We start from the raw sequence: 20,566 nt of genomic DNA, 5'->3' as shown, positions 1-20,566 counted from the left end.
CTCGACCTTCTATTTTAATCCTGCTTGTGCTGATTTAATTGTATTATGTAAAAGCATTGTAATGGTCATTGGACCGACACCCTTTGGGACAGGTGTAATGTATGATGCTTTCTCTTTGGCAGATTCAAACTCTACATCACCAGTTAATTTACCTTCTGCATTTCGGTTAATTCCAACATCGATGACAACAGCACCGGCTTTTATGTCCTCACCACTTATAAAGTGTTCCTTGCCTACGGCCACAACTAAAATATCTGCTTGTTTCGTAAAGTGACGGAAATTTTTTGTTTTTGAATGAATGTAAGTCACAGTAGCATTTTCATTTAACAATAATTGTCCAACCGGTTTTCCAACAATATTACTCCGTCCAACTACAACGGCATGTTTTCCTTCTATTTGAATATTTTTCGATTTTAACATCGTTATGATTCCATAAGGTGTGCATGGAAAAAATGTTTCCTTTCCAGTCATCATTTTCCCGATATTAATTGGGTGAAATCCGTCCACATCTTTGGTAGGATGAATTGCCTCAATGATTACCTGCTCATCTATGTGATCTGGTAATGGTAACTGAACTAAGATCCCGTGGGTTTTGGGATCATTGTTTAGCTTTTTTATTAACTCTAATAGCTCAGATTGTGATGTAGTATTATCCATTTCGATTAATTTTGAATCAATCCCAACCACATCTGATGCCCGTTGTTTTCCACGAACATAGGAGATAGATGCTGGGTCATTCCCAATAATTATCACAGTAAGACCAGGAGTTACCCCATGTTGCTTAAGTTTTTCCACTTGTTCTTTCATCTCTTGCCGTAGGTTTTCTGATAATGTTTTTCCATAGATGACTTCTGCCGCCATTGTTCTCCCCCTATTTCAACATTTTTGACAAGACACCATTGATAAATTTACCTGATTTCTCATCTCCAAACTTGTGTGCAAGTTCAACCGCCTCGTTGATCGCAACACCTGTTGGTACCTCATCATTATACAGTAATTCATATGTTGCAATACGTAAAACCGTTTTTTCTACAGAGGCTAGCCTATTTAATGACCAATTTTGTAAATGATCAGCGATCTGTTGATCAATAGAACTCTTTTTTTCATTAACACCAAATACAAGCTCACGTAAAAAGGAATCTTGAACTGGTTTTTCTAAAACATGTTCCAATGCTTCGGATGGATCAACTGCATTTATATCCATTTGAAAAAGAACTTGAAATGCTTTTTCTCTCGCTGTCCTTCTATTCATTACCAATTCTCCTTATCATTCGTTCCTTTGATAACAGTTGTATAAATAATATCATGTTCCATCTAGTAATGCTAATGAAGGAATTAATATAATAGGATGTTCAATATCCTAGTACTACCAGCAAAAACGATGAATAAAAAAAGCCCTGAGAGATACAAATCTCTCTGAGCCATACTTTATTCTTGAACCTCTGTAGTATCTTCTTCTTTATGTTCTGTTTGAACGCCTACAACATGTACGTTCACCTCGGTTCGTTCTAATGCTGTCATATTGCGTATTGCTTGACGAACATTCGTTTGAATTCTTTGTGCTACATCTGGAATGCTGCTACCGTAGTCAAGTACAACGAACGTATCAATGATCACGCCTTCTTCCGTAAGTTCCACCTTAACCCCTTTACCGTGAGATTTTTTCCCAAATCTCTCTGCTACACCTGAGGCGAAATTTCCACGCATCGAAAAAACACCGCCGACCTCTGATGTAGCAATACCAGCAACAACCTCAATGACCTCAGGAGCAATTTCCACTTTCCCTAAATCCGAATTATTTCCTACGCTTAACAAAGGGTTTTCGCTCATTCCCTTCACCCCTTCCTTTCCACTTCACTTTCCATTATAGTATATTTTTCAAGGAATTTCGTATTAAAATCACCATCAATAAAAACTGGATGATCCATAACCTTACTATGAAACGGTATTGTTGTGAAAACGCCCTCGATTACAAATTCACTCAGTGCACGCTTCATCCTTTGAACTGCTTCATCACGTGTTTTTCCATAGGTAATTAACTTTGCGATCATGGAATCGTAAAAAGGTGGTATGGAATAGCCTGGATAAGCAGCAGAATCGATACGCACTCCAAGCCCACCAGGTGGCAAATACATCTCGATCTTACCAGGTGATGGCATAAAGTTTTTGGATGGATTTTCTGCATTTATTCTACATTCAATGGCCCATCCATTAAACTCAATATCTTCCTGTTTAGAGGATAGCTTCTCATTATTTGCAACTTTTATTTGTTCCTTTATGAGATCAATACCAGTTACCATTTCTGTAACGGGGTGTTCAACTTGGATTCTCGTATTCATTTCCATAAAGTAAAAAGATTGATCTTGTTGATCAAAAATAAATTCAATCGTGCCAGCGCCTGAGTAACCAACCGCTTTCGCTGCCTTCACAGCAGCTTCACCCATTTCAGCCCTAATTTCTGGTGTAATAGCAGGACTTGGTGTTTCCTCTATCAGTTTTTGCAGCCTGCGTTGGATCGTGCAGTCTCTTTCACCAAGATGGATTACATTGCCGTGATTATCCGCCAGTACTTGTATCTCTACATGGCGAAAATTTTCAATGAATTTTTCGATATAGACTCCAGGGTTTCCAAAAGCAGTTTCTGCTTCTCTTTGGGTCACTTGAATCCCTTGTACAAGGTCTTCTTTTGTTCTTGCAATTCGGATCCCTTTTCCACCACCACCAGCTGTGGCTTTAATTATGACAGGATAACCTATTTCTTCAGCAATACGTAATCCTTCTTCTTCATCAGCTATAATTCCTTGTGAACCTGGGACGACAGGAACACCAGCTTCACGCATTGTTTCACGCGCCACATCTTTTGTCCCCATTTTTTGAATGGCATACGGACTTGGGCCAACAAATGTGATATTGCAAGCTTTACATATTTCTGCAAAGTCAGCGTTTTCGGACAGAAAACCATATCCTGGATGGATGGCGTCTACTTCCGTTAGTGTGGCGACACTCATTATATTTGTAAAGTTCAAGTAACTATCTTTACTTGATGTAGGTCCAATGCAATAAGCTTCATCAGCTAATTGTACATGGAGTGCATCCCTATCTGCCTCGGAATAAACTGCTACTGTTTCGATATCCAATTCTATACAGGCACGAATAATACGAACAGCAATTTCTCCCCTGTTCGCAATTAAGAGTTTCTTAATCACATTGTCATCCCCTTACTCCGACTTAACTCTAAATAATGGTTGGCCGTATTCAACCAGTTCCCCATTTTCTACTAAAACTTCAACAATTTCACCATTTACTTCTGCTTCAATTTCGTTAAATAATTTCATTGCTTCTACAATACAAACCACTGAGTTCGATTTCACTTTTTCTCCTTTTTGTACAAATGGGTCACTGTCTGGTGTTGGAGAACTGTAGAAAGTACCGACCATTGGAGAAACAATTTCATGATCATAATTTGTTGAAGCTGCCGTTTCCTCTACTTCTTGTGTAGCTACTGATTTTGATTTCTCAGCTGTTGCTACTGGCTTTTCGTCTACTTCTACTTGAACCGGCTCATATGTACTCCTACTACTTTTGGGTACCTCCTCAACTTGAAATGATTCTTTTTCTTTTTTCATTGATACCTTTGTTCCATTACTTTCATAGGAAAATTCATCGATGGATGATTCATCAATTAATTTAATTAGTTCTCTAATTTCTTGAACCTTTAACATTGTCTGGCACCCCTTAATCTTTTCAATTTTAACAACAGGTACTAATAACTCCTATTAACATTCTACGACAAATACATATCCTACATCAACAATCATCTATGTAAGGATAACAAAATTTAAAAGAATTGAATAGTAACCTACAAAATCATCGCAAAAAGACAAAACCTTTGTACAACAAAAGTTTTGCCCTTTAAATAATTTATGTTGAATTGCGTATGACTTCATTAAAATGGAAACGTATACGATGCATTAACTAATTGGTTGATACTTTACATCGACCGATATTTGTCCAAATTCATCCATAACCGATCTCATAATGTTATTCGCTTCTGTCTTAGAAAGTTCTTCATCTGCTCGCACTGTTACATGGACAACGTCATCGTCTTTACGCACCAGCACATCTTGGTAATTTGCTTCAGCTAAAATGCTTTCCTCTAAAATGGACTCTTTCGTTGAAACTTTTTCTAGTTGCTTCATTTCGGATCTTGCTTGATTTTTCTCTTCTGACGTAGTACTGCTAGAAGCAACAACTTCTTCTAATTGTGTTTTAATCGCACTTCTCTCATCCTGGATTTGCAATCGAATCGAGTCAAACAATTGATCTGATGAAATTTGAGAGATTACACTTCCGTCAGCTGCTTCGCTTACTTCATCCGCTTCACCTGCTTCTACTGGATCGATGTTCCCATCCTCCATGTCCGAGGTCGTTTCATCTACGTCTGTTTCTGAATAGCCAATCATTGATAGCTGATCACTTCCTGGAGAAGTCATGTAATAAACACTTAGGACAATCATAAGACTTAACATTGTAAGTAACCAAACCGTTTGTTTTTTTAACATATTTTTTCCTCCTTAATTTTTCGGCATTACCGATATTTGATTTGTAGGCACATCTAGAACTCTTGACACAGCATCGATGACCCATTTTTTTATTTGTATATTTTCTACACCCTTGGCTACAACAAGTACCCCCCTAACTTCGGGCTTTTTTGTTTGAACCAACAGTGGAACCTCTTTATCCCCTTGTCTCACTAATACAACTTGTTGTTCTTTTGTTACGTCTTCCACAATACGTTCTCCACCATTTTTATCGGTTTCTTCTGTTGATTGTTGGCCAAGAATGAGGTTTTTTTCATAAATTTTTTGTTTGGTTGAATCGAGATTGACCATTACATCAGCATCTGATATTCCCTGAATCTTATTTAGAAGCGTTTCTAGATCTTTTTCATACTGACTCTCAATGCTTTTTACAAATTCACTTTTGTTATCATCTTTTTGTAGGATCGTTTCTTTTTCTCCTTGAATATCTTTACTTTCGTTTTCTGAAGGCAAAGGAGGTGCCGCTTCCTCTTTAGATGGTTGGAAGATATTACTCACGATTAAGAGTAGCACTCCAGTTAAGGCAATAATCAAAATGTAGCCTACCTTATTCGATTTATTCGTATCGTCTTGTTTAAAGTGGATGCTAGACAGCCAATTTTTTAGTGGATTTTTCACTGTACCCCTCCCTCCCATTCAATCGTTACATCTTTTTTTTGAAGCTGCCATTCTTCTTTTAAATAAGAACGAATGCGACTAGTGTTAGAAGTGTCTTCTGTTTCCTTCTTTTCATCCTCTTCCTCGTCACCAACACGAATTACCACTTCATCAACGTTCCCAGTTTCTATTTCCTGTACATCTTCCTTTTTAAGGATTACAGATACTTTCTCAAGAGAATCATAATTCACCTCTCGCTCATCATTTAACTGAAATGACATGTCAACAATGGCAACACCATAATTATCCCTCAACCCCTCTTTCACGATATCTTCCATTTGGACAGCCATCTGTTCTAAAATATATGCACGCTTAGAGGCTTGTATTTCTTTTTTCTTTAATTCGATGGAATTTTCTATGTTTTTTTCTTCATTAGATGTATTAAAGCTTGCAATGGCGCGATTTATGGTTTGATCAACATCCGCTTGAAATAAATAGAATACAGGCTTTAAAAAAATGAGTATAAGAAGAAGACCAACTACTACTTTAATGTAATTCTTCATTGTTGAATTTGGCAGAAGCAGATCAATTATTGTTGCTAACAAAATAAATAAGATAATTTGGGTCACCCATTGAATTACGAGTTCGATAGCTGGCCCCTCCTTTCCTATTTTTGTCCAATCATCGAAGCATCATCGTTACGTTACTAGAAGCGACAATAATAACAATGGCAAGGAAAAACATGACAGTAACAACAAGTAAGGCCGCAAAGACAAAAAGGATGTGTTTGCTGATCGTATCCATACTTTTAATGACTGGGCCATCACCAATAGGCTGTAATAATGCGGCTGCAAACTTATAAATAACAGCAATAGCAAACACTTTGACAGCAGGAAATAGGGCTAGTCCCAAAACAATAATGACCCCGACAATACCAATTGCGTTTTTTAAAATGAGAGAAGCACTTAACACCGTATCTGCTGCATCCGTAAACATCCTGCCAACGACTGGAATGAAGTTACCCGTAACAAATTTAGCCGTTTTCATTGCAACACCATCCTGGATGGCACTTGCTGCACCTTGTACAGAAATGACCCCAAGGAAAATGGTGAGGAATACACCTAAAAGAGCGAGTCCACTATTTCTGAGAAGGTTTGCTAACTGGGTCACATTGTATTTTTCGTTTAACGTACTTACAATGCAGAGAAGTGCTGACAAAAAAAATAGTGGAAGAACGATATTCGAAATTAACACACCACTCGCATTAATCAAGAATACAACTATTGGATGAAAAAAAGACACTGCCACTACATTTCCAAACGAAGCCATTAACCCTAGCATCAATGGCAACAAGGCAAGCATAAAGCTACCCATCATATCAATTGCCTCTTTTGCATAGGAAACAGCTAAGTAAAAGCTATTTAAAGCAAGCACAATAAGTACTAAATATACAATGGCATATGCCACCTTGCTCACTGCATGGTTTTCAAAGGCATTTTGTATCGTTTGCAATAGGACACTGAAAATCGTGAGCAGAATAAGGCTACCTAACAATTTTCCATTCATTACGATTTCATAAAAGAGATACGTTAACATCCCAGTAATCCAGTCCTTCACGGATACTGTTCCTTCTCCTTTAATAAATTCTAAGAAATTGCTTTTTTTTATCTCAGGTAGATATCCACCATATTCATCGACAACCTTATTCCAGTAACGATTAATTTCGTCAAACGAAAGAGCATCGAATGTTTGTAAATCTACTGTTTGATTATTATCAGGTGCTGCCAGAGCTTGTTTGGGGAAAAAAGATAAACCAACGAACAAAACTACAATAATTGGCGCATATTTGAACATTTGCTTCCTCCCCTATTACGTGACCTTTCACCCTGTTACGTAGGAATAAATCCAACAATTGTCTCAATTACAGCGGTTAAGATCGGTACTGCCAATACTAAAATAAACACCTTACCTGCTAACTCGATTTTAGCAGCTACAGAGCTTAACCCGGCATCCCTTGTAATATGAGCCCCAAATTCAGCAACATAAGCGATTCCGATAATTTTTAAAATGGTCTCGATGTACATTCCGTTTACATTTGCCTTTTGACCAAGGTATTCAACCAACTTAATCACTTCGGCTATTTGTTGAATGACAACGATAAAAATAAATATCCCTGCTAGTAAAATGAGAAAAAAAGCAAGTGGTGCATGTTGTTCTTTTATAAGAATGTATAGTAAACTTGCGACAATCCCAAATGCGACGATTTGTATAATTTCCATAACCTACCCCTGATATAAAAAGACAGATTTTATTTGTTGAAATAAATCGGCTATACCATCAATTACCATAGCTAAAACAATAATAAATCCTATTAGTGTCGCAAATTGTGCAATCTCTTCTTTTCCCATTTGCTTCAAGATTGTATGAATCATAGCAACGATAATGCCTATTCCTGCAATTTGAAATAAAATCGATGCATCATTTAGCATTCAACTTTACTCCTTTCCATAAAAGAGGTTGCCTGGCGACCTGCACATAAGGATCATTGCAATGCACCCTCCCTTTGTCTGTAATTAAATCAAAAGCAAAATGATGAGTAATCCAGTCAGAAATCCTAAGCTTTTCACCATCTTGCCATATCGATATTGATGATCTTGTGCCTCTTGAAGCTCTCTTTCTAGGTGGGTTAGGGCAAGCTGGATATGTTTTTGCTGTTGTGTGAAATCATGTTGCCCTAACGTACGTCCAAATTGAAGCATAATTTCTTTTTCATTTTTTTCCATTGCGGTTATTGCCCAAAAACGTTGGATATTTTTTTTCCAGACTTCAAACAAATTTGATTGACCTTTAGATAAATCTTTACTAACCGATTGAAAAAACCAGCAGATTGGCTCAGGCAGTTGCTTTCCAATAGCAATACATGCCTCTACTATTGGAGATTGACTGTACAGAATTTCCGCTTCTAATATTTGTAACGCATTTTTTAATTGTCTAATTTGTTTTGGGCGATCATTGAGCTTTTTTGCAAATTCAAACCCCACCCAAGTAGTAGCGCTTAGCAGGAGAAGTGCTCCGATCCATTTCATTGTTTGTGCACCTCGGTTTCATCAAGATATTATGTCCCGACTCATTTAAAATGGACTCTATTTTTCCAGGCTGGTTCACTCTATTAAGAATTACGAACCGTTGAAATGCTTCTTCATGAAATAATGGGGCTAGTGATGGTCTTTTCTTTATATCTGTTAATGAGTCACCATGCACAGTGCAAATAACTTTTACACCAGCATGAATGGCCTCCATAAGGGCCTGTACATCTTTTTCACTACCTATTTCGTCTACTACGAGCACTTCTGGAGACATGGAGCGAATCATCATCATCATTCCTTCTGCTTTTGGGCAAGCGTCCATAATGTCTGTACGCTTGCCGAGCTGATGTTGTGGCACTCCCTTTACACTTCCAGCAATTTCAGAACGTTCATCTATAACAGCAACTTTTTTGGGCGTAACCTTTCCCCAACCACTGGATGCGATTCTCACAAGATCTCTTAGAAACGTTGTTTTACCAGTTTGCGGGGGACCGATAATCAATGTACTAACATATGAATGATCATAAAGATAGGAAATAAAAGGTGCTGCAACTCCAACTTTCTCCTTCGCAATTCGGATATTGTAAGAAGAAATATCTTTGATCGCTTTGACCACTCCGTTCGTCGTGTTGACCTTACCAGCTAATCCGACCCTATGTCCCCCCTCGATTGTGATAAACCCTTCGCGTAGCTCGTCCTCCATTCGATAGAGAGAAAACTGACTAAGTTGATTTAACACATACATCCCATCTTCATCTGTCGGAACTACATTTTCGATCCAGTCTTCATGATCATCAAAAACCAATTCAATTGGCTGATTGATTCGAAACCTAATTTCTTGAAGGGTTGTCCAACGATCAGCTAAAAAGATTATTATTTCTGACTTTATATGTGGGGGGAAAAGACGTGTAATAGCATTCATCATATAAACCTCTTTCCATACCTCTTAGTTTGAACTTCCTCTTTCAGTTCGTCCTCTTTTTCTGGACATCCTTTTTTAGTGATACTTACTGATAAATGTATGCTGTACGAATAGGTTTATGACAATCACAATTTCATTTAGTTGATAGAGTGGGTAGACAAATACAGCTTACCTATTAGATAACGAGCGGAAAAGTGAACTCGTTTCAGTAAGCTGAAACACCGGGGGATCTAAAACACTAAAGCCATTTAAAGATGGACCACTTTTCTTTACTCAAATGCGTGGGTTTTGTCCTTCATCGGCTCTATGAACCACTTTTCCTTGCTCAAATGCGTAGGTTTTGTCCTTCATCGGCTCTATGAACCACTTTTCCTTGCTCAAATGCGTGGGTTTTGTCCTTCATCGGCTCTATGAACCACTTTTCCTTGCTCAAATGCGTGGGTTTTGTCCTTCATCGGCTCTATGAACCACTTAAATGAACAAAAGTGCGGTCGGACTTGTCGATGACTGATTACTGATTTGAGGGATCTAGGGAGAGGGAGCTAACCGATAAATGCCATATCTTGTAGTACTATGTACATCTTGCACAACGAAGCAGGCAGGCTAGTTAACTAGTATATACATTTATCACTCACCAACAATTTTCCACAAAATACAAAAAATCCGTTATTACAATGTAATAACGGATTTTTTGGTCATCTATTTATGCTCGGGATACATATTTTCCATCATTGGTGCTGATCAATAAAACGTCTCCTTCGTTAATGAAAAAAGGAACCTGAACAGTAAGTCCTGTTTCTAACGTTGCTGGTTTGGTTCCACCACTTGCGGTGTCTCCTTTTATTCCTGGTTCTGTCTCTGTAACGGTTAACTCAACATTATTTGGTAGATCTATACCAATTGTTTCCCCTTGATAGACCATCATGCTGATTTCCATATTTTCCTTCAAGAAATTTAATTCATGTTCGATTTGAGTTGTAGGTAATTCTATTTGTTCATAAGAGTTATTATCCATAAAGGTATGCATGTTACCAGAGGAATAAAGGTATTGCATTTTTCTATTCTCAATATGCGCTCTACTTACTTTTTCTCCTCCACGAAATGTTTTCTCCTGAATATTACCATTTCTTAAGTTACGCAGCTTGGAGCGTACAAATGCTGCTCCTTTGCCAGGTTTTACATGTTGAAAATCAATAACTTGCCAAATACTATTATCTACCTCTATCGTTAATCCTGTACGAAAATCATTTACAGATATCATTTCTGTTTTTCCTCCTCCTAAACACCCATTGTTTACAGTGTTATTAGTTCTTTTGGTGAATGGGTTATTCTCTCATTTCCATCCTTTGTGACGATCGTGTCGTCTTCAATTCGACAACCTCCAACATTTGGAACATATATACCTGGTTCAACGGTAACAACCATCCCTGGCTCAAGCGGTTTATTTGTTCGAAAAGATAAACCAGGCCCCTCATGAACATCCAAACCAATTCCATGCCCAGTTGAATGTCCAAAAAAATCACCATAGCCTTTTTCCTTAATATAATCTCTTGTCAGCGCATCCGCGTCTGCTCCAGTTATACCTGCTTTTATACCATCCATGCCTCGTTTCTGAGCTTCTAAAACAGTGTCATAGATTGTTTTTAATTCCTTACTAATTTCCCCAACTGCTACAGTTCTCGTAATATCGGAACAATACCCTTTATAGAGTGCACCAAAATCCAATGTTACAAGTTCCCCTGCTTCGATCACTTTGGTGGACGCAACACCATGTGGTAAAGCAGATCGCACTCCAGATGCAACAATTATATCAAAGCTAGAGGATGTTGCTCCTTCCTTACGCATAAAAAATTCTAGTTCATTAGAAACATCTATTTCTTTTACACCAGGTTTGATGAACGTCAAAATATGTTTGAATGCTTTATCGGCGATCTGAGCAGCATCCTTTAAAATTTGGAGCTCATCGTCAGATTTTATTAATCGTAGCCTTTCCACAATCCCACTAACAGGGATAAACGCACCATTCACCGCTTCTTTATACTGTTCAAATATCGCATAGGTAAGGTCGTCTTTTTCAAAGCCTACTTTTGATATGTTGCGGTTACTTAATTGCTCTGCTACCTCTTTTACAATCGATTGTTTATGCTCAATGATGTCAAAACCTTCAATTTGCTCGTTTGCTTGTTCTATGTATCTGAAGTCGGTAATAAACAATGCCTGCTCATGGGTAACTAAAACAACACCAGAAGTACCTGTAAAGCCTGTTAGATACCTTCTGTTCTTTCCATTCGTAATCAATATGGCATCTACATTTTCATTTTGTAACGATTGACGTAAATCATCTAATTTCCCCACTTTTATCCTCCTTGTCTTTATTACTTATGCATTTTCTTCCATAAACACTGTCGCTGCTAGACGGTAACCAATAGAACCTAAACCAACGATTTGGCCTTTACAAACAGGTGCTAGCATAGAAGTATGTCGAAAAGATTCTCTTCTATGTACATTAGATAAATGTACTTCAATAACCGGAACAGAAATGGAACTGATCGCATCCCTAAGAGCAATACTAGTGTGTGTGTATGCTCCAGGATTAAAAATAATGCCTCTATATTTCCCCTCTGCTTGTTGAATCAAATCAATTAATTCACCTTCATGATTTGATTGATAGTCTTCCACGACGTAATCGAAAGTTTTAGCAAAGTTTGTAACGTCTTGCACAATCGACTCTAGTGTAGCACTCCCATACACTTGTGGCTCGCGGTTGCCAAGTAAATTCAAATTCGGTCCATTTAAAAGCAGCAGACGCTTCATATACTCCCCTCACTCCTATACAATATCGAAAATAACGTTTGACCATCTAAGTTTATCACAATTAGATGGTCTTTGTAAGTTGAACATGTCGTGCTTTCTATATTACGTTTCTGCTTTCGATTTCGGTTCGTTTTGCTTAATGGAATCATAATACTCATAGGAAATGGAATATCCGATAAAGGTTCCATATAGGATAAAAAGGCAGACAGTTGTCACCACTGTGTCACTAGTAAGTTTCGTCATTGACTTTATATTTGGAAAAATTGGTTGTAATAAGTAGAATACTAAAAACCACAGGACAACTCCGAATACAATGGAAGGCCATATTCCTTTCATCTTTCTTAGCAAAGCATAATAGAGTATGGCTATTAAAATGGAGATAAGACCAAGCGCTATGATGGCTAACAGTTCCCCTAGCCAACCGTCAGACCATTTTGTTTGAAGCCATGATCGGATTAAAAAAGTTGCAGGAGATACGGAACTAAAATTAAAATAATGGGTAACCGCACCTAAAAAACTCCACAAAAGCCCCCCTATTACTCCTGTCACGATTGCTTTAACAAAGGCAGACATCGGCTTTTCATTTTGATTCTGATTTTGTTCTAATTTTTCTTTCTCCATAAACGACACCTCCACCCATTAGGATGACCCAAATTCGTTCCATTCATCCGTCTTACTATGATCAAAACAGTAATGAAAAAGGACTTATTTTGTAGTAAAATAGATGATAACAACATGAAAAGTGGCCGACTAAAATGTTTGAAAATGCCCTAACACGGTAAGCAAGTTATTGTAGAAAGTGTTATGTATTTACTTTTAAAAATTAGAAATAAGAAAAGATGATCGTGTTGAATATTTTTCTCTAAAAAGGAAAGAATTTAATGTAGATAGAAGTTTAATGCTGCGTTTTTGGGGTTGTTGTCATTATTCTAGCAAGTTCGACGGCTTTTAAACTTTTACTATTCTCGGTTACTTGTATATTGTTTCACTTACACTATTGCTAATTCTCACTTTTAAATCCAGACTCTAGCATCTGCTAATGAATCCAAGCAATCTAAAACAACCAAGTATATGTAGCAATCCATTCGTTAAAATGTTCTAGAATAGGATGAAAATGATGCAAATTGTGGTATACAGAATAGTAAGGCAGTGTAAGTCGATGACATAGTGAAGGGAGGATTTAATTTAATGATTCGCCATAAGCTGTCTCTATTTGTTTATTTGCTTATTGGCCTCGCGATTTTTGGATTTGTCACACAGCTAGCGACAAACACAACATCTCTTCTATCCAGTTTAGTAATGATGGCTGCAATCGGGGCTGCAATGTACGGGTTGGTTTATTTCTTTTTTCTAAGAAAGCGAACCTCAAATGAAATGAGGAAATACAAAAAAGCGGTTCGGCAAACAAAAAAGAAATATAAGAATGATGTTCCGTCGAAAAAAACGTTATCCCATACAATAAAAAAGAAAGCTCCGTTAACACAAAAAAGCAGGTTATCTAAAACAAGACCTACCCATTTAAAGGTTATAGAAGGAAACAAGCAGAAACGAAAAAATCGAGCTACTTTTTAATGGCTCGATTTTTTTCTATTTAGACTCTCATATGTTTCTAAGCAGAATGATATGACTACCCACTATATGAATTGGATCTTGTTCATTTTTTATTCTTCGTTATTTTGTTGCACTTTCCGAAGACCTTGAATCCTTGTTTTATCCTCTTCAAAGAATTGCACGAGATCCCCTATACGGTCAATGGAGTTCCAACTTAGATGATGCTCTATTCCTTCAACATCCTCGTATATTTTTTCCTGTTCCACTCCTATAATTTCTAAAAACTGCTCCAATAAATCGTGTCGATAAACGAGGCGCTTTCCTATCTTATGTCCTTTTGACGTCAGTATTAGTCCTCTATATTTTTCATACTTTAAATAGGCATCTTTATCTAATTTTTGAACCATTTTCGTAACGGAGGAAGGATGCACGTTTAACGATTCAGCAATATCTGAAACCCTAGCGTATCCTTTTGTTTCTATTAATAAATAGATTTGTTCGATATAATCTTCCATGCTTGGTGTGGTCATTACGATCCTCCATTTCTCCCGATTTCTATTATGACTAGCTATTAAAATGATACACCAGTTTCATAACCGAAACAAGAGCATCTATAGTCTTCAGAAAGATAAATCAATTTGGCAAGTCACCATTATAAGTGCGTGTTCAAAAAGTCAGCAAATTAGAAGCAAGCAGGTCGAGGCGGCGTAGTTTTGAGTAACGGAACGTATGCTTTTAATACGTGAGTAACGGAAAAACAAGCCAACGAAGAGATGCGCCGCTTATCATTTGGTGACTTTTTAAACAACCTCTAAAAGGGGCTACTAAGAATCGTAGCCCCTGCTTTACAATTATAGCCCACATTTTAATTGTGCATTACAATTTGTACACGTATTACATCCACCAACATCTTCTACCGTTCCTTTTCGGCAAACTGGACAAGTATCGCCTACTTCTGAGCCTATCGTAACATTGGTTTTCTCCAATTCATGTACTGTGTCCATTAATACAACGTGTGGTTTGTTGGTTGTTTGTTGTTCTGTTTCGTCAAAGCTGTTATCTTCTGCCTTTAACGTTAGGACTTGGGTATCACGACTACCATCAACATAAACGGTACCACCTTTTGCTCCACCTTTATAAAGACGACGATACACATTCTCTACTTGTTCTACTGCATATCCTCTAGGTGCATTGACCGTTTTTGAAATCGAGCTATCTACCCATTTTTGAATCACACATTGTGTATCTGCATGGGCTTCAGGTGATAGTTCCATTGCAGTAACAAACCATTCTGGCAGTTTTTCTGAATCTTGATCTGGATGACTGTCTAAGTATTCTTGAACAATCGCTGCCTTTACTTCGATGAACTTGCCTAATCTTCCGCTTCTATAATAAGAAAAGGAAAAATACGGTTCTAATCCCGTGCTCACGCCAACCATTGTCCCTGTGCTTCCAGTTGGAGCGACAGTTAATAGATGTGAATTTCTAATTCCGTATTTCAAAATGCTTTCCCGTATATCTTCTGGAAGTTTTTTTACGTACCCTGTATGAATAAAACGTTGACGCAATGCCTTCGTTTCTTGTTCAGTTTCGCCTACAAGGAATGGAAAGCTTCCCTTTTCTTTCGCTAGTTCTACTGAAGTACGATACGCAGTTGTTGCAATTGTTTCAAAGATTTTGTCTACGAGTTCATTTCCTTCTGTTGAGCCATATTCTGTTTCACAGTAGATCAACAAATCGTGTAATCCCATTACACCTAATCCGACGCGGCGTTCACCAAGTGCTTGTTTTTTATTTTCTTCTAAGAAATATGGAGTAGCATCAATAACATTATCCTGCATACGAACCCCAATTTCAACGGTATTCTTAAGTTTTTCAAAGTTGACTTGCTTATTTTGTTTGTCCGCAACAGATGCCAAGTTAACAGCAGCTAAATTACAGACAGAAAATGGTGCAAGAGGTTGTTCACCACACGGATTTGTTGCAACTACTTGTTGACCATATGCTTTTGCATTCGTCATGTCATTTGCATTATCAATAAAGAAAATTCCAGGTTCCGCTGAGTAGGTAGCACAAATGTTGATTAGGTTCCAAAGCTCTTTCGCTTTAAGACGGCGATACACCCGAACACCATAACCCATTTCTTCCCACTTACGGACATCTCCTACCTCATGCCACGTTTCATTGTACTCTTGCATTTCCTGTTCTGTATAATTTTCAACATTTGGGAAGCGCAACTTGTACTCTCCATCATCTTCAACTGCATCCATAAATTCTTTTGTTAAACAAATTGAAATATTTGCTCCAGTTAAGAATTCTGAATTATGAACAGCATAGGTTCCACCAGTTTGTAGCTTTTCTTCGGCTTCTTTTATCGCATTATCTGTAAACCCACCTTGACCTGGCATATTTTTATAATTCACAATACCTTGGTACAAATCTCTTTCCGTTTCTGTAAGAGGTGTGAATTTCAGCTTTTCTTTAGCTAGTCGTTTGATTTGCTCATCCTCTGAGTTTTCAATTAAGAAACGTAAGATCCGAGGATTTTGCATTTTTGAAATAATGAATTCAATAATATCTGGATGCCAGTCTGCTAACATAATCATCTGTGCTCCACGACGGGAGCCACCTTGTTCAACGAGATGGGTTAGTTTTGCAATATCATCTAGCCATGATACAGAACCAGATGATTTTCCATTCACCCCTCTTGCAAGTGTATTTCTTGGACGAAGAGTGGAACCGTTTGTACCAACTCCACCACCTCGACTCATAATCTCCATCACCTGTTTACGATGATCAGATATTCCTTCTCTAGAGTCTTTGATGTATGGCATTACATAGTAGCGATAGGTAATGTTCATCTTCAGCTTGACCTGTTAAGATTACTTATTTTCCCCCGCCTAACACCGTGCGTGCGACTTTCACCGCACACGGCGCCCCATCTACTGTTATATCAGTAACTTGTTTCTAACTTTTCTCTGAACTTTTCGATTTTTTTACGTTTCTTCGTGTCCAGTTTGGAAATGTCTCCGTTGTGTAATAAGCTATGGCATTTAATATGCATACTCGCTAAATTGTTGACTTTATTTATGAGATCAAGAGGAAGCTTTGGGTTAACATGATGTGTATGAGTGCGATTAGCCTCTAGATACTCATTGCATATTCTACATTTCCCTTTGTCCCTAATGAACGCATAACATCTGTTCATTATGTACTCAAAGGAGTATTTTTGTTTCCTTGGTTCCCGTTTGGCGTAGGCTATTGCGTGAGCTAACCCTAAGCTTCTTAGCTCGTCTGCTCTCGCTTTCGGTGGTTTCTTCTTCGTCCGGCTTTCGTAGATTTCTCTACCCTTTGCCGTGAATGGAGTTTCATTTGGAGACTTGGCTTTTCCTTTTTTAAAGGTTACGAACGATAGATTCGTTACCCCTAAGAAAAGCTGTTCCTCCTCACCCTTTGACTTTTTCTTCTTTAGCTTCTTCCTGTCTTCCTTTGATAAAGGTTTGATAGGAATTGCTGGAAGTTTGGTGTCATATTTGGAGTGTACTCCTAGAAGGTTATCCACTGATTTAGCTTTCTTCCATGTGGCACCGATAGGTGCTATTGAGTTCCAAGCTGCATAGCTTAATACCCTGGAATATTTCTGTGTAAGGATGCTTATATCTGAAGCGTATTGAAAATAATTCAATATTCCCCTTATTTTAGAGTTGATTTTTATTAGGTCGTTAATTTTCTTATCATGAGTATCTCTCATGCGGACCATATATAAATCTTTTTTAATTTGTCCAATTTTCTTGGCAAATTTTTCTCTGTTTGGAGTGCTTTTGGATACAAAGCCTTTTCCTTGTTTAGATTTCCCTGGTACACGTTTGTAGTTAAAGCCAAGGAATGTGATGTGCCTTTTTTGGATGTTTGTAATCTTTGTTTTCTCTTCCGACAGCTCAAGTTTGAGTTCATCTTTGAGAAACACGCCGATTTTATGTTTCCATTTTAAGGCATTATTCTGGCTATTGGTTAGTACAACCCAGTCGTCTGCATATCTGATTAGGTAAGCCGGTTTAAGGTTTGACCTTTTCTTTAGGGCATTGATTTTAACATCTTGTCTTGAGTATGTGTGTCTGGTTTCCTTTCCTTCCCAATTGCTACTCATCCATTGGTCGAATGCGTCCAAATAGACGTTTGCAAGGAGAGGAGAGATTATGCCACCTTGGGGTGTTCCCAACTCGTTGTAGCGGATTTCCTTAAATACACCCGCCTTAAGCATACTCTTTATGACCATTAGCATTCTTCGATCTTTTATACCCATTCCATACAGTCTTTTCAGAAGTACGGTGTGGTTTATTTTATCAAAGAATTTGCTGATATCTCCTTCAATGACCCATTTGTAGCCCGTAGTGTGGGCTAAATCGCTAATTCTGTATAGTGCTTGGCTAGCTCCCCTCATTGGTCTAAAACCATACGAGTGGTGGAAGAATTGTGCCTCTAGGATTGGCTCGATTGTTATTCTTACGCATTCCTGCACTATTCTGTCTTCGATTGTGGGTATCCCTAATGGGCGTTTTTCCTTTTTACCGGGTTTGTCAATCATTTTGCGTCGAACTGGTTTAGGTTTGTACCAATCTAGATGGTTTTGGAAAAGTGTTATTACCTCTTCATATTCCATTTGAAGGATATCGTTGATATCTTTACCATCTACGCCTGGAGTTTTACTTCCTTTATTGGCTTTAACTTTGTGAATAGCTGAGATGATGACTGTTTCCGATTTGGCTATTTCAATGAGGTCTTTGAAACTAGGTCTTTTGCCTCGGTCGAATGCCTCCTTGGAAATTTTGAACATCTCATCCTGTATTCCACGTAATTCATTTTCGGTGTTCGGATAGTTAAGTTTTTGTACCATAGGCATCACCCCCTTATGGTTATTTGGGTGAGTATGGCTTTAATCAGGTATGCTCCACGGCATCCTTAACAAGTTAGTGTTACTGATAATCTTATTGAGTTTTGCTAAAACCAACAGTAGACTATGCCCCTTCGCCATTACCATAGGTTATTCCCTTGTTCCGCCCAGCTAGGCTAAGAACTTTCAACGTTTATCGTTTACTATGGGTTAAGACTACTACGGGCTAACCGCCACCAACATTCAACAGGCATTTCCTCCTGTTTAGAGACATCGAGGTAAATTCCCACCCTTAGCATTCTCTTGTTGGCTTCCAACGTTCCTCAAAAACTAGCCTTCCATATGAATTTAGGTGCCTTCTTTAACCCGTCAATCACCTTTTTGTCCGTTTTCGGAGGGACTCTAGGCAAATATCCTCTATGGGATAAATATAGCTGGTGCAAACTGCAATACACCCTGCCATGATTGAAAGCCACTTTGGGCCCTCTTACATCTCTGTAAGAGTACTTTAACGAGCCGTACATTCGAAGGTTCGTCAGTTCCTTTAATATGCCAATACTAGGAACATTCTCACCATATTCATTTTGTGGCATCCCGACTACTTTCTGTTTCTCCTTTATAAAGGTCAAACAGGTTTCGCCGTCTTCAGCGAACTTCAGACTAGATACAGGGATTTGTACTAGCATGTCGCAGGATCAGATTCACTCATCATCTGCCGAAATTCAGATGGTCCGGGAATTTCACCCGTGGATCGTTTTTGAAGTTAAGCAAATTAGTTTTGCTCGCTAACCTTGTAGGTGGTTTCCCACTCTTTTTCGGTTAAGCAACGTTGCATACACAATTAAAGTAAGTAACGTCTGTATCAGCTCCAGCTCCATATAACACACGTCCAGCAGGGATGAAGTTTAAGCTTGATAATTCATTGTAAAAATGATGAAACCACTCCTGCTGTTTTTCATCTGTATTCTCTACTTTTGCTAAACCAGTTGCATTTCTTTTTGCAATCTGCTCGTAGAAAACCTCTAATGGCTTGTCAATGACATCTAAAGATCTTGTAACAACACCAGATTCAATTTCGTCATCGTTATCTAGTACGGAAACAAACTCTTTATCCACTTTGATATCTGCTGTTTTATCTACCAAGTTGATCGATTTCACAAAACCTAGACCTCTTGCCGGGAACTTCGGATCAGCTTTTACAGTTAATACAACAAAATCACCTTCTGTTAACGTGATTTTTTCAGTATCCTTAAAAGCATACCGATCCAGCATGACAAGTCGTGAAACTCCCTTATGGGTCAACGTCATATCTTCGGTGATTTCATGTACTTGGGGAAATAAGCGAATGTCTTTGTTCAATTTTTCGACATTAATCCCCAGTTCGTTTTTGGTGAGTATTGCCATCTACTTACCATCTCCTCTTCCACTTTTATATTATTTCTGTTAGACTACTCAACTGATGCTAGTTTTTAATCCACTATTAACATACCACATTCAACTAAATTAAAACAATATATATTGTGTTCAAAATAAAAATTTATACTATATATTGTATTTGGAGCAATTCAAGTTCATTTTGTCAAACCATGAAAATGAATGAAAAAAGGAATAAATCAATGAAATAGAAAGAAGCATTGCAGAAATCAGTAGAAATACCAGAATTTCAGACATTGCAAAACTTAATAAAAATTATCCTAAACTTAGACAAAACACGACGTCTTTTGCAGGATTTGAAGCGCACTCAAATGTTCCAATAAAAAGAAGTAAGGCATTTCCTAAAAGTGCGTGTTCAAAAAGTCGCCGAATTAGAAGCAAGCAGGTCGAGGCGGCGTAGTTTTGAGGAGCGCAGTGTAGAAATAACCTACATGAGCACAAGGATTGCTTCCCTGAATATACATCGCACGAAGGAAAAGCGGGTTTCTTTTCCAAGGACCGGAAAAACAAGCCAACGAAGAGATGCGCAGCTTATCATTTGGTGACTTTTTATACGAAAATGGGGGTTATGCTGAATTTTGGCGCAAAAAAGCACCCCCCTTAAATGAAATTGTTCATTTTAAAAATTTATGGAACATTATTGTAGTTAATTATGCTGATTTGTTTTCTT

General features: G+C 37.9%; 20 protein-coding genes and 2 pseudogenes. 1 reads left to right on the top strand and 21 read right to left on the bottom strand.

All coding sequences use genetic code 11. The annotated features are described in order from the left end of the window. Positions 1-9: 9 nt before the first annotated feature. From folD to NC797_RS12400, 17 genes are all read right to left on the bottom strand, one after another. Entirely contained in the window at positions 10-861 is an 852-nt protein-coding gene (gene folD / locus NC797_RS12480; protein ID WP_272437121.1) for a bifunctional methylenetetrahydrofolate dehydrogenase/methenyltetrahydrofolate cyclohydrolase FolD, read from the bottom strand. Between the two features lie 10 nt (positions 862-871). Continuing rightward, positions 872-1,252 carry a transcription antitermination factor NusB gene (nusB, locus tag NC797_RS12475; RefSeq protein ID WP_272437120.1) on the bottom strand — a complete coding sequence of 127 codons (381 nt, stop codon included), beginning with the start codon at positions 1,250-1,252 and terminating at the stop codon, positions 872-874. A 176-nt stretch (positions 1,253-1,428) separates the two neighbouring features. Further along, positions 1,429-1,830 carry an Asp23/Gls24 family envelope stress response protein gene (locus NC797_RS12470; RefSeq protein ID WP_272437119.1) on the bottom strand — a complete coding sequence of 134 codons (402 nt, stop codon included), beginning with the start codon at positions 1,828-1,830 and terminating at the stop codon, positions 1,429-1,431. Positions 1,831-1,835: 5 nt separating this feature from the next. Continuing rightward, the gene (gene accC / locus NC797_RS12465) at positions 1,836-3,206 is read right to left on the bottom strand and encodes an acetyl-CoA carboxylase biotin carboxylase subunit (protein WP_272437118.1); all 1,371 of its coding nucleotides are present in this window, start codon (positions 3,204-3,206) and stop codon (positions 1,836-1,838) included. A gap of 12 nt (positions 3,207-3,218) precedes the next feature. Continuing rightward, a complete protein-coding gene (gene accB, locus NC797_RS12460) occupies positions 3,219-3,722 on the bottom strand; it encodes an acetyl-CoA carboxylase biotin carboxyl carrier protein (RefSeq protein ID WP_272437117.1) in 504 nt (167 codons plus the stop codon). Between the two features lie 249 nt (positions 3,723-3,971). Next, the gene (locus NC797_RS12455; RefSeq protein ID WP_272437116.1) at positions 3,972-4,562 is read right to left on the bottom strand and encodes a SpoIIIAH-like family protein; all 591 of its coding nucleotides are present in this window, start codon (positions 4,560-4,562) and stop codon (positions 3,972-3,974) included. Between the two features lie 12 nt (positions 4,563-4,574). Beyond that, positions 4,575-5,219, bottom strand: coding sequence for a stage III sporulation protein AG (gene spoIIIAG, locus NC797_RS12450; RefSeq protein ID WP_272437115.1), 645 nt, complete (start codon positions 5,217-5,219; stop codon positions 4,575-4,577). Continuing rightward, positions 5,216-5,827, bottom strand: a complete 612-nt coding sequence (spoIIIAF, locus tag NC797_RS12445; RefSeq protein ID WP_417168714.1) for a stage III sporulation protein AF — start codon at positions 5,825-5,827, stop codon at positions 5,216-5,218. Before spoIIIAF ends, spoIIIAG begins: the two co-directional genes overlap by 4 nt. Before the next feature lie 52 nt (positions 5,828-5,879). Then, positions 5,880-7,052: a stage III sporulation protein AE gene (spoIIIAE, locus tag NC797_RS12440; protein ID WP_272437114.1), complete on the bottom strand. Its 1,173-nt coding sequence runs from the start codon at positions 7,050-7,052 to the stop codon at positions 5,880-5,882. A 35-nt stretch (positions 7,053-7,087) separates the two neighbouring features. After that, positions 7,088-7,477 (bottom strand): stage III sporulation protein AD, encoded by a 390-nt coding sequence (gene spoIIIAD / locus NC797_RS12435; RefSeq protein WP_272437113.1) that lies wholly within the window; start codon positions 7,475-7,477, stop codon positions 7,088-7,090. 3 nt (positions 7,478-7,480) lie between these two features. After that, a complete protein-coding gene (gene spoIIIAC / locus NC797_RS12430; protein ID WP_272437112.1) occupies positions 7,481-7,687 on the bottom strand; it encodes a stage III sporulation protein AC in 207 nt (68 codons plus the stop codon). 84 nt (positions 7,688-7,771) lie between these two features. After that, positions 7,772-8,284 carry a stage III sporulation protein SpoIIIAB gene (gene spoIIIAB, locus NC797_RS12425; RefSeq protein WP_272437111.1) on the bottom strand — a complete coding sequence of 171 codons (513 nt, stop codon included), beginning with the start codon at positions 8,282-8,284 and terminating at the stop codon, positions 7,772-7,774. Then, positions 8,229-9,206: a stage III sporulation protein AA gene (spoIIIAA, locus tag NC797_RS12420; protein WP_272437110.1), complete on the bottom strand. Its 978-nt coding sequence runs from the start codon at positions 9,204-9,206 to the stop codon at positions 8,229-8,231. The genes spoIIIAB and spoIIIAA overlap by 56 nt, the downstream gene beginning before the upstream one ends. A gap of 703 nt (positions 9,207-9,909) precedes the next feature. Further along, on the bottom strand, positions 9,910-10,467 hold the full coding sequence (gene efp / locus NC797_RS12415; RefSeq protein ID WP_272437109.1) for an elongation factor P: 558 nt from the start codon (positions 10,465-10,467) through the stop codon (positions 9,910-9,912). A gap of 32 nt (positions 10,468-10,499) precedes the next feature. Then, the gene (locus NC797_RS12410) at positions 10,500-11,561 is read right to left on the bottom strand and encodes a M24 family metallopeptidase (protein WP_272437108.1); all 1,062 of its coding nucleotides are present in this window, start codon (positions 11,559-11,561) and stop codon (positions 10,500-10,502) included. 24 nt (positions 11,562-11,585) lie between these two features. Further along, the gene (aroQ, locus tag NC797_RS12405; protein ID WP_272437107.1) at positions 11,586-12,020 is read right to left on the bottom strand and encodes a type II 3-dehydroquinate dehydratase; all 435 of its coding nucleotides are present in this window, start codon (positions 12,018-12,020) and stop codon (positions 11,586-11,588) included. 102 nt (positions 12,021-12,122) lie between these two features. After that, on the bottom strand, positions 12,123-12,641 hold the full coding sequence (locus NC797_RS12400; RefSeq protein ID WP_272437106.1) for a YqhR family membrane protein: 519 nt from the start codon (positions 12,639-12,641) through the stop codon (positions 12,123-12,125). Between the two features lie 567 nt (positions 12,642-13,208). Here NC797_RS12400 and NC797_RS12395 point away from each other — a divergent pair. Further along, the gene (locus tag NC797_RS12395) at positions 13,209-13,592 is read left to right on the top strand and encodes an SA1362 family protein (RefSeq protein WP_272437105.1); all 384 of its coding nucleotides are present in this window, start codon (positions 13,209-13,211) and stop codon (positions 13,590-13,592) included. An 89-nt stretch (positions 13,593-13,681) separates the two neighbouring features. On the opposite strand, the gene mntR is transcribed toward NC797_RS12395, so the two are convergent. From mntR to NC797_RS12375, 4 genes and pseudogenes are all read right to left on the bottom strand, one after another. Continuing rightward, positions 13,682-14,101 (bottom strand): transcriptional regulator MntR, encoded by a 420-nt coding sequence (gene mntR / locus NC797_RS12390; protein WP_272437104.1) that lies wholly within the window; start codon positions 14,099-14,101, stop codon positions 13,682-13,684. A 321-nt stretch (positions 14,102-14,422) separates the two neighbouring features. Continuing rightward, a pseudogene (locus NC797_RS12385) lies at positions 14,423-16,423 on the bottom strand (vitamin B12-dependent ribonucleotide reductase); the annotation flags it as partial. Positions 16,424-16,524: 101 nt separating this feature from the next. Continuing rightward, on the bottom strand, positions 16,525-18,465 hold the full coding sequence (ltrA, locus tag NC797_RS12380) for a group II intron reverse transcriptase/maturase (RefSeq protein WP_272437102.1): 1,941 nt from the start codon (positions 18,463-18,465) through the stop codon (positions 16,525-16,527). Positions 18,466-19,299: 834 nt separating this feature from the next. Further along, positions 19,300-19,866 (bottom strand): annotated as a pseudogene (locus NC797_RS12375) (ribonucleotide reductase N-terminal alpha domain-containing protein); the annotation flags it as partial. Positions 19,867-20,566: the final 700 nt, after the last annotated feature.

Source organism: Terrihalobacillus insolitus (genome assembly GCF_028416575.1).
GTDB classification, from domain to species: domain Bacteria; phylum Bacillota; class Bacilli; order Bacillales; family Amphibacillaceae; genus Terrihalobacillus; species Terrihalobacillus insolitus.
Note: the sequence above shows the minus strand (reverse complement) of the source record. Positions and strands in the feature narration are given on the sequence as shown.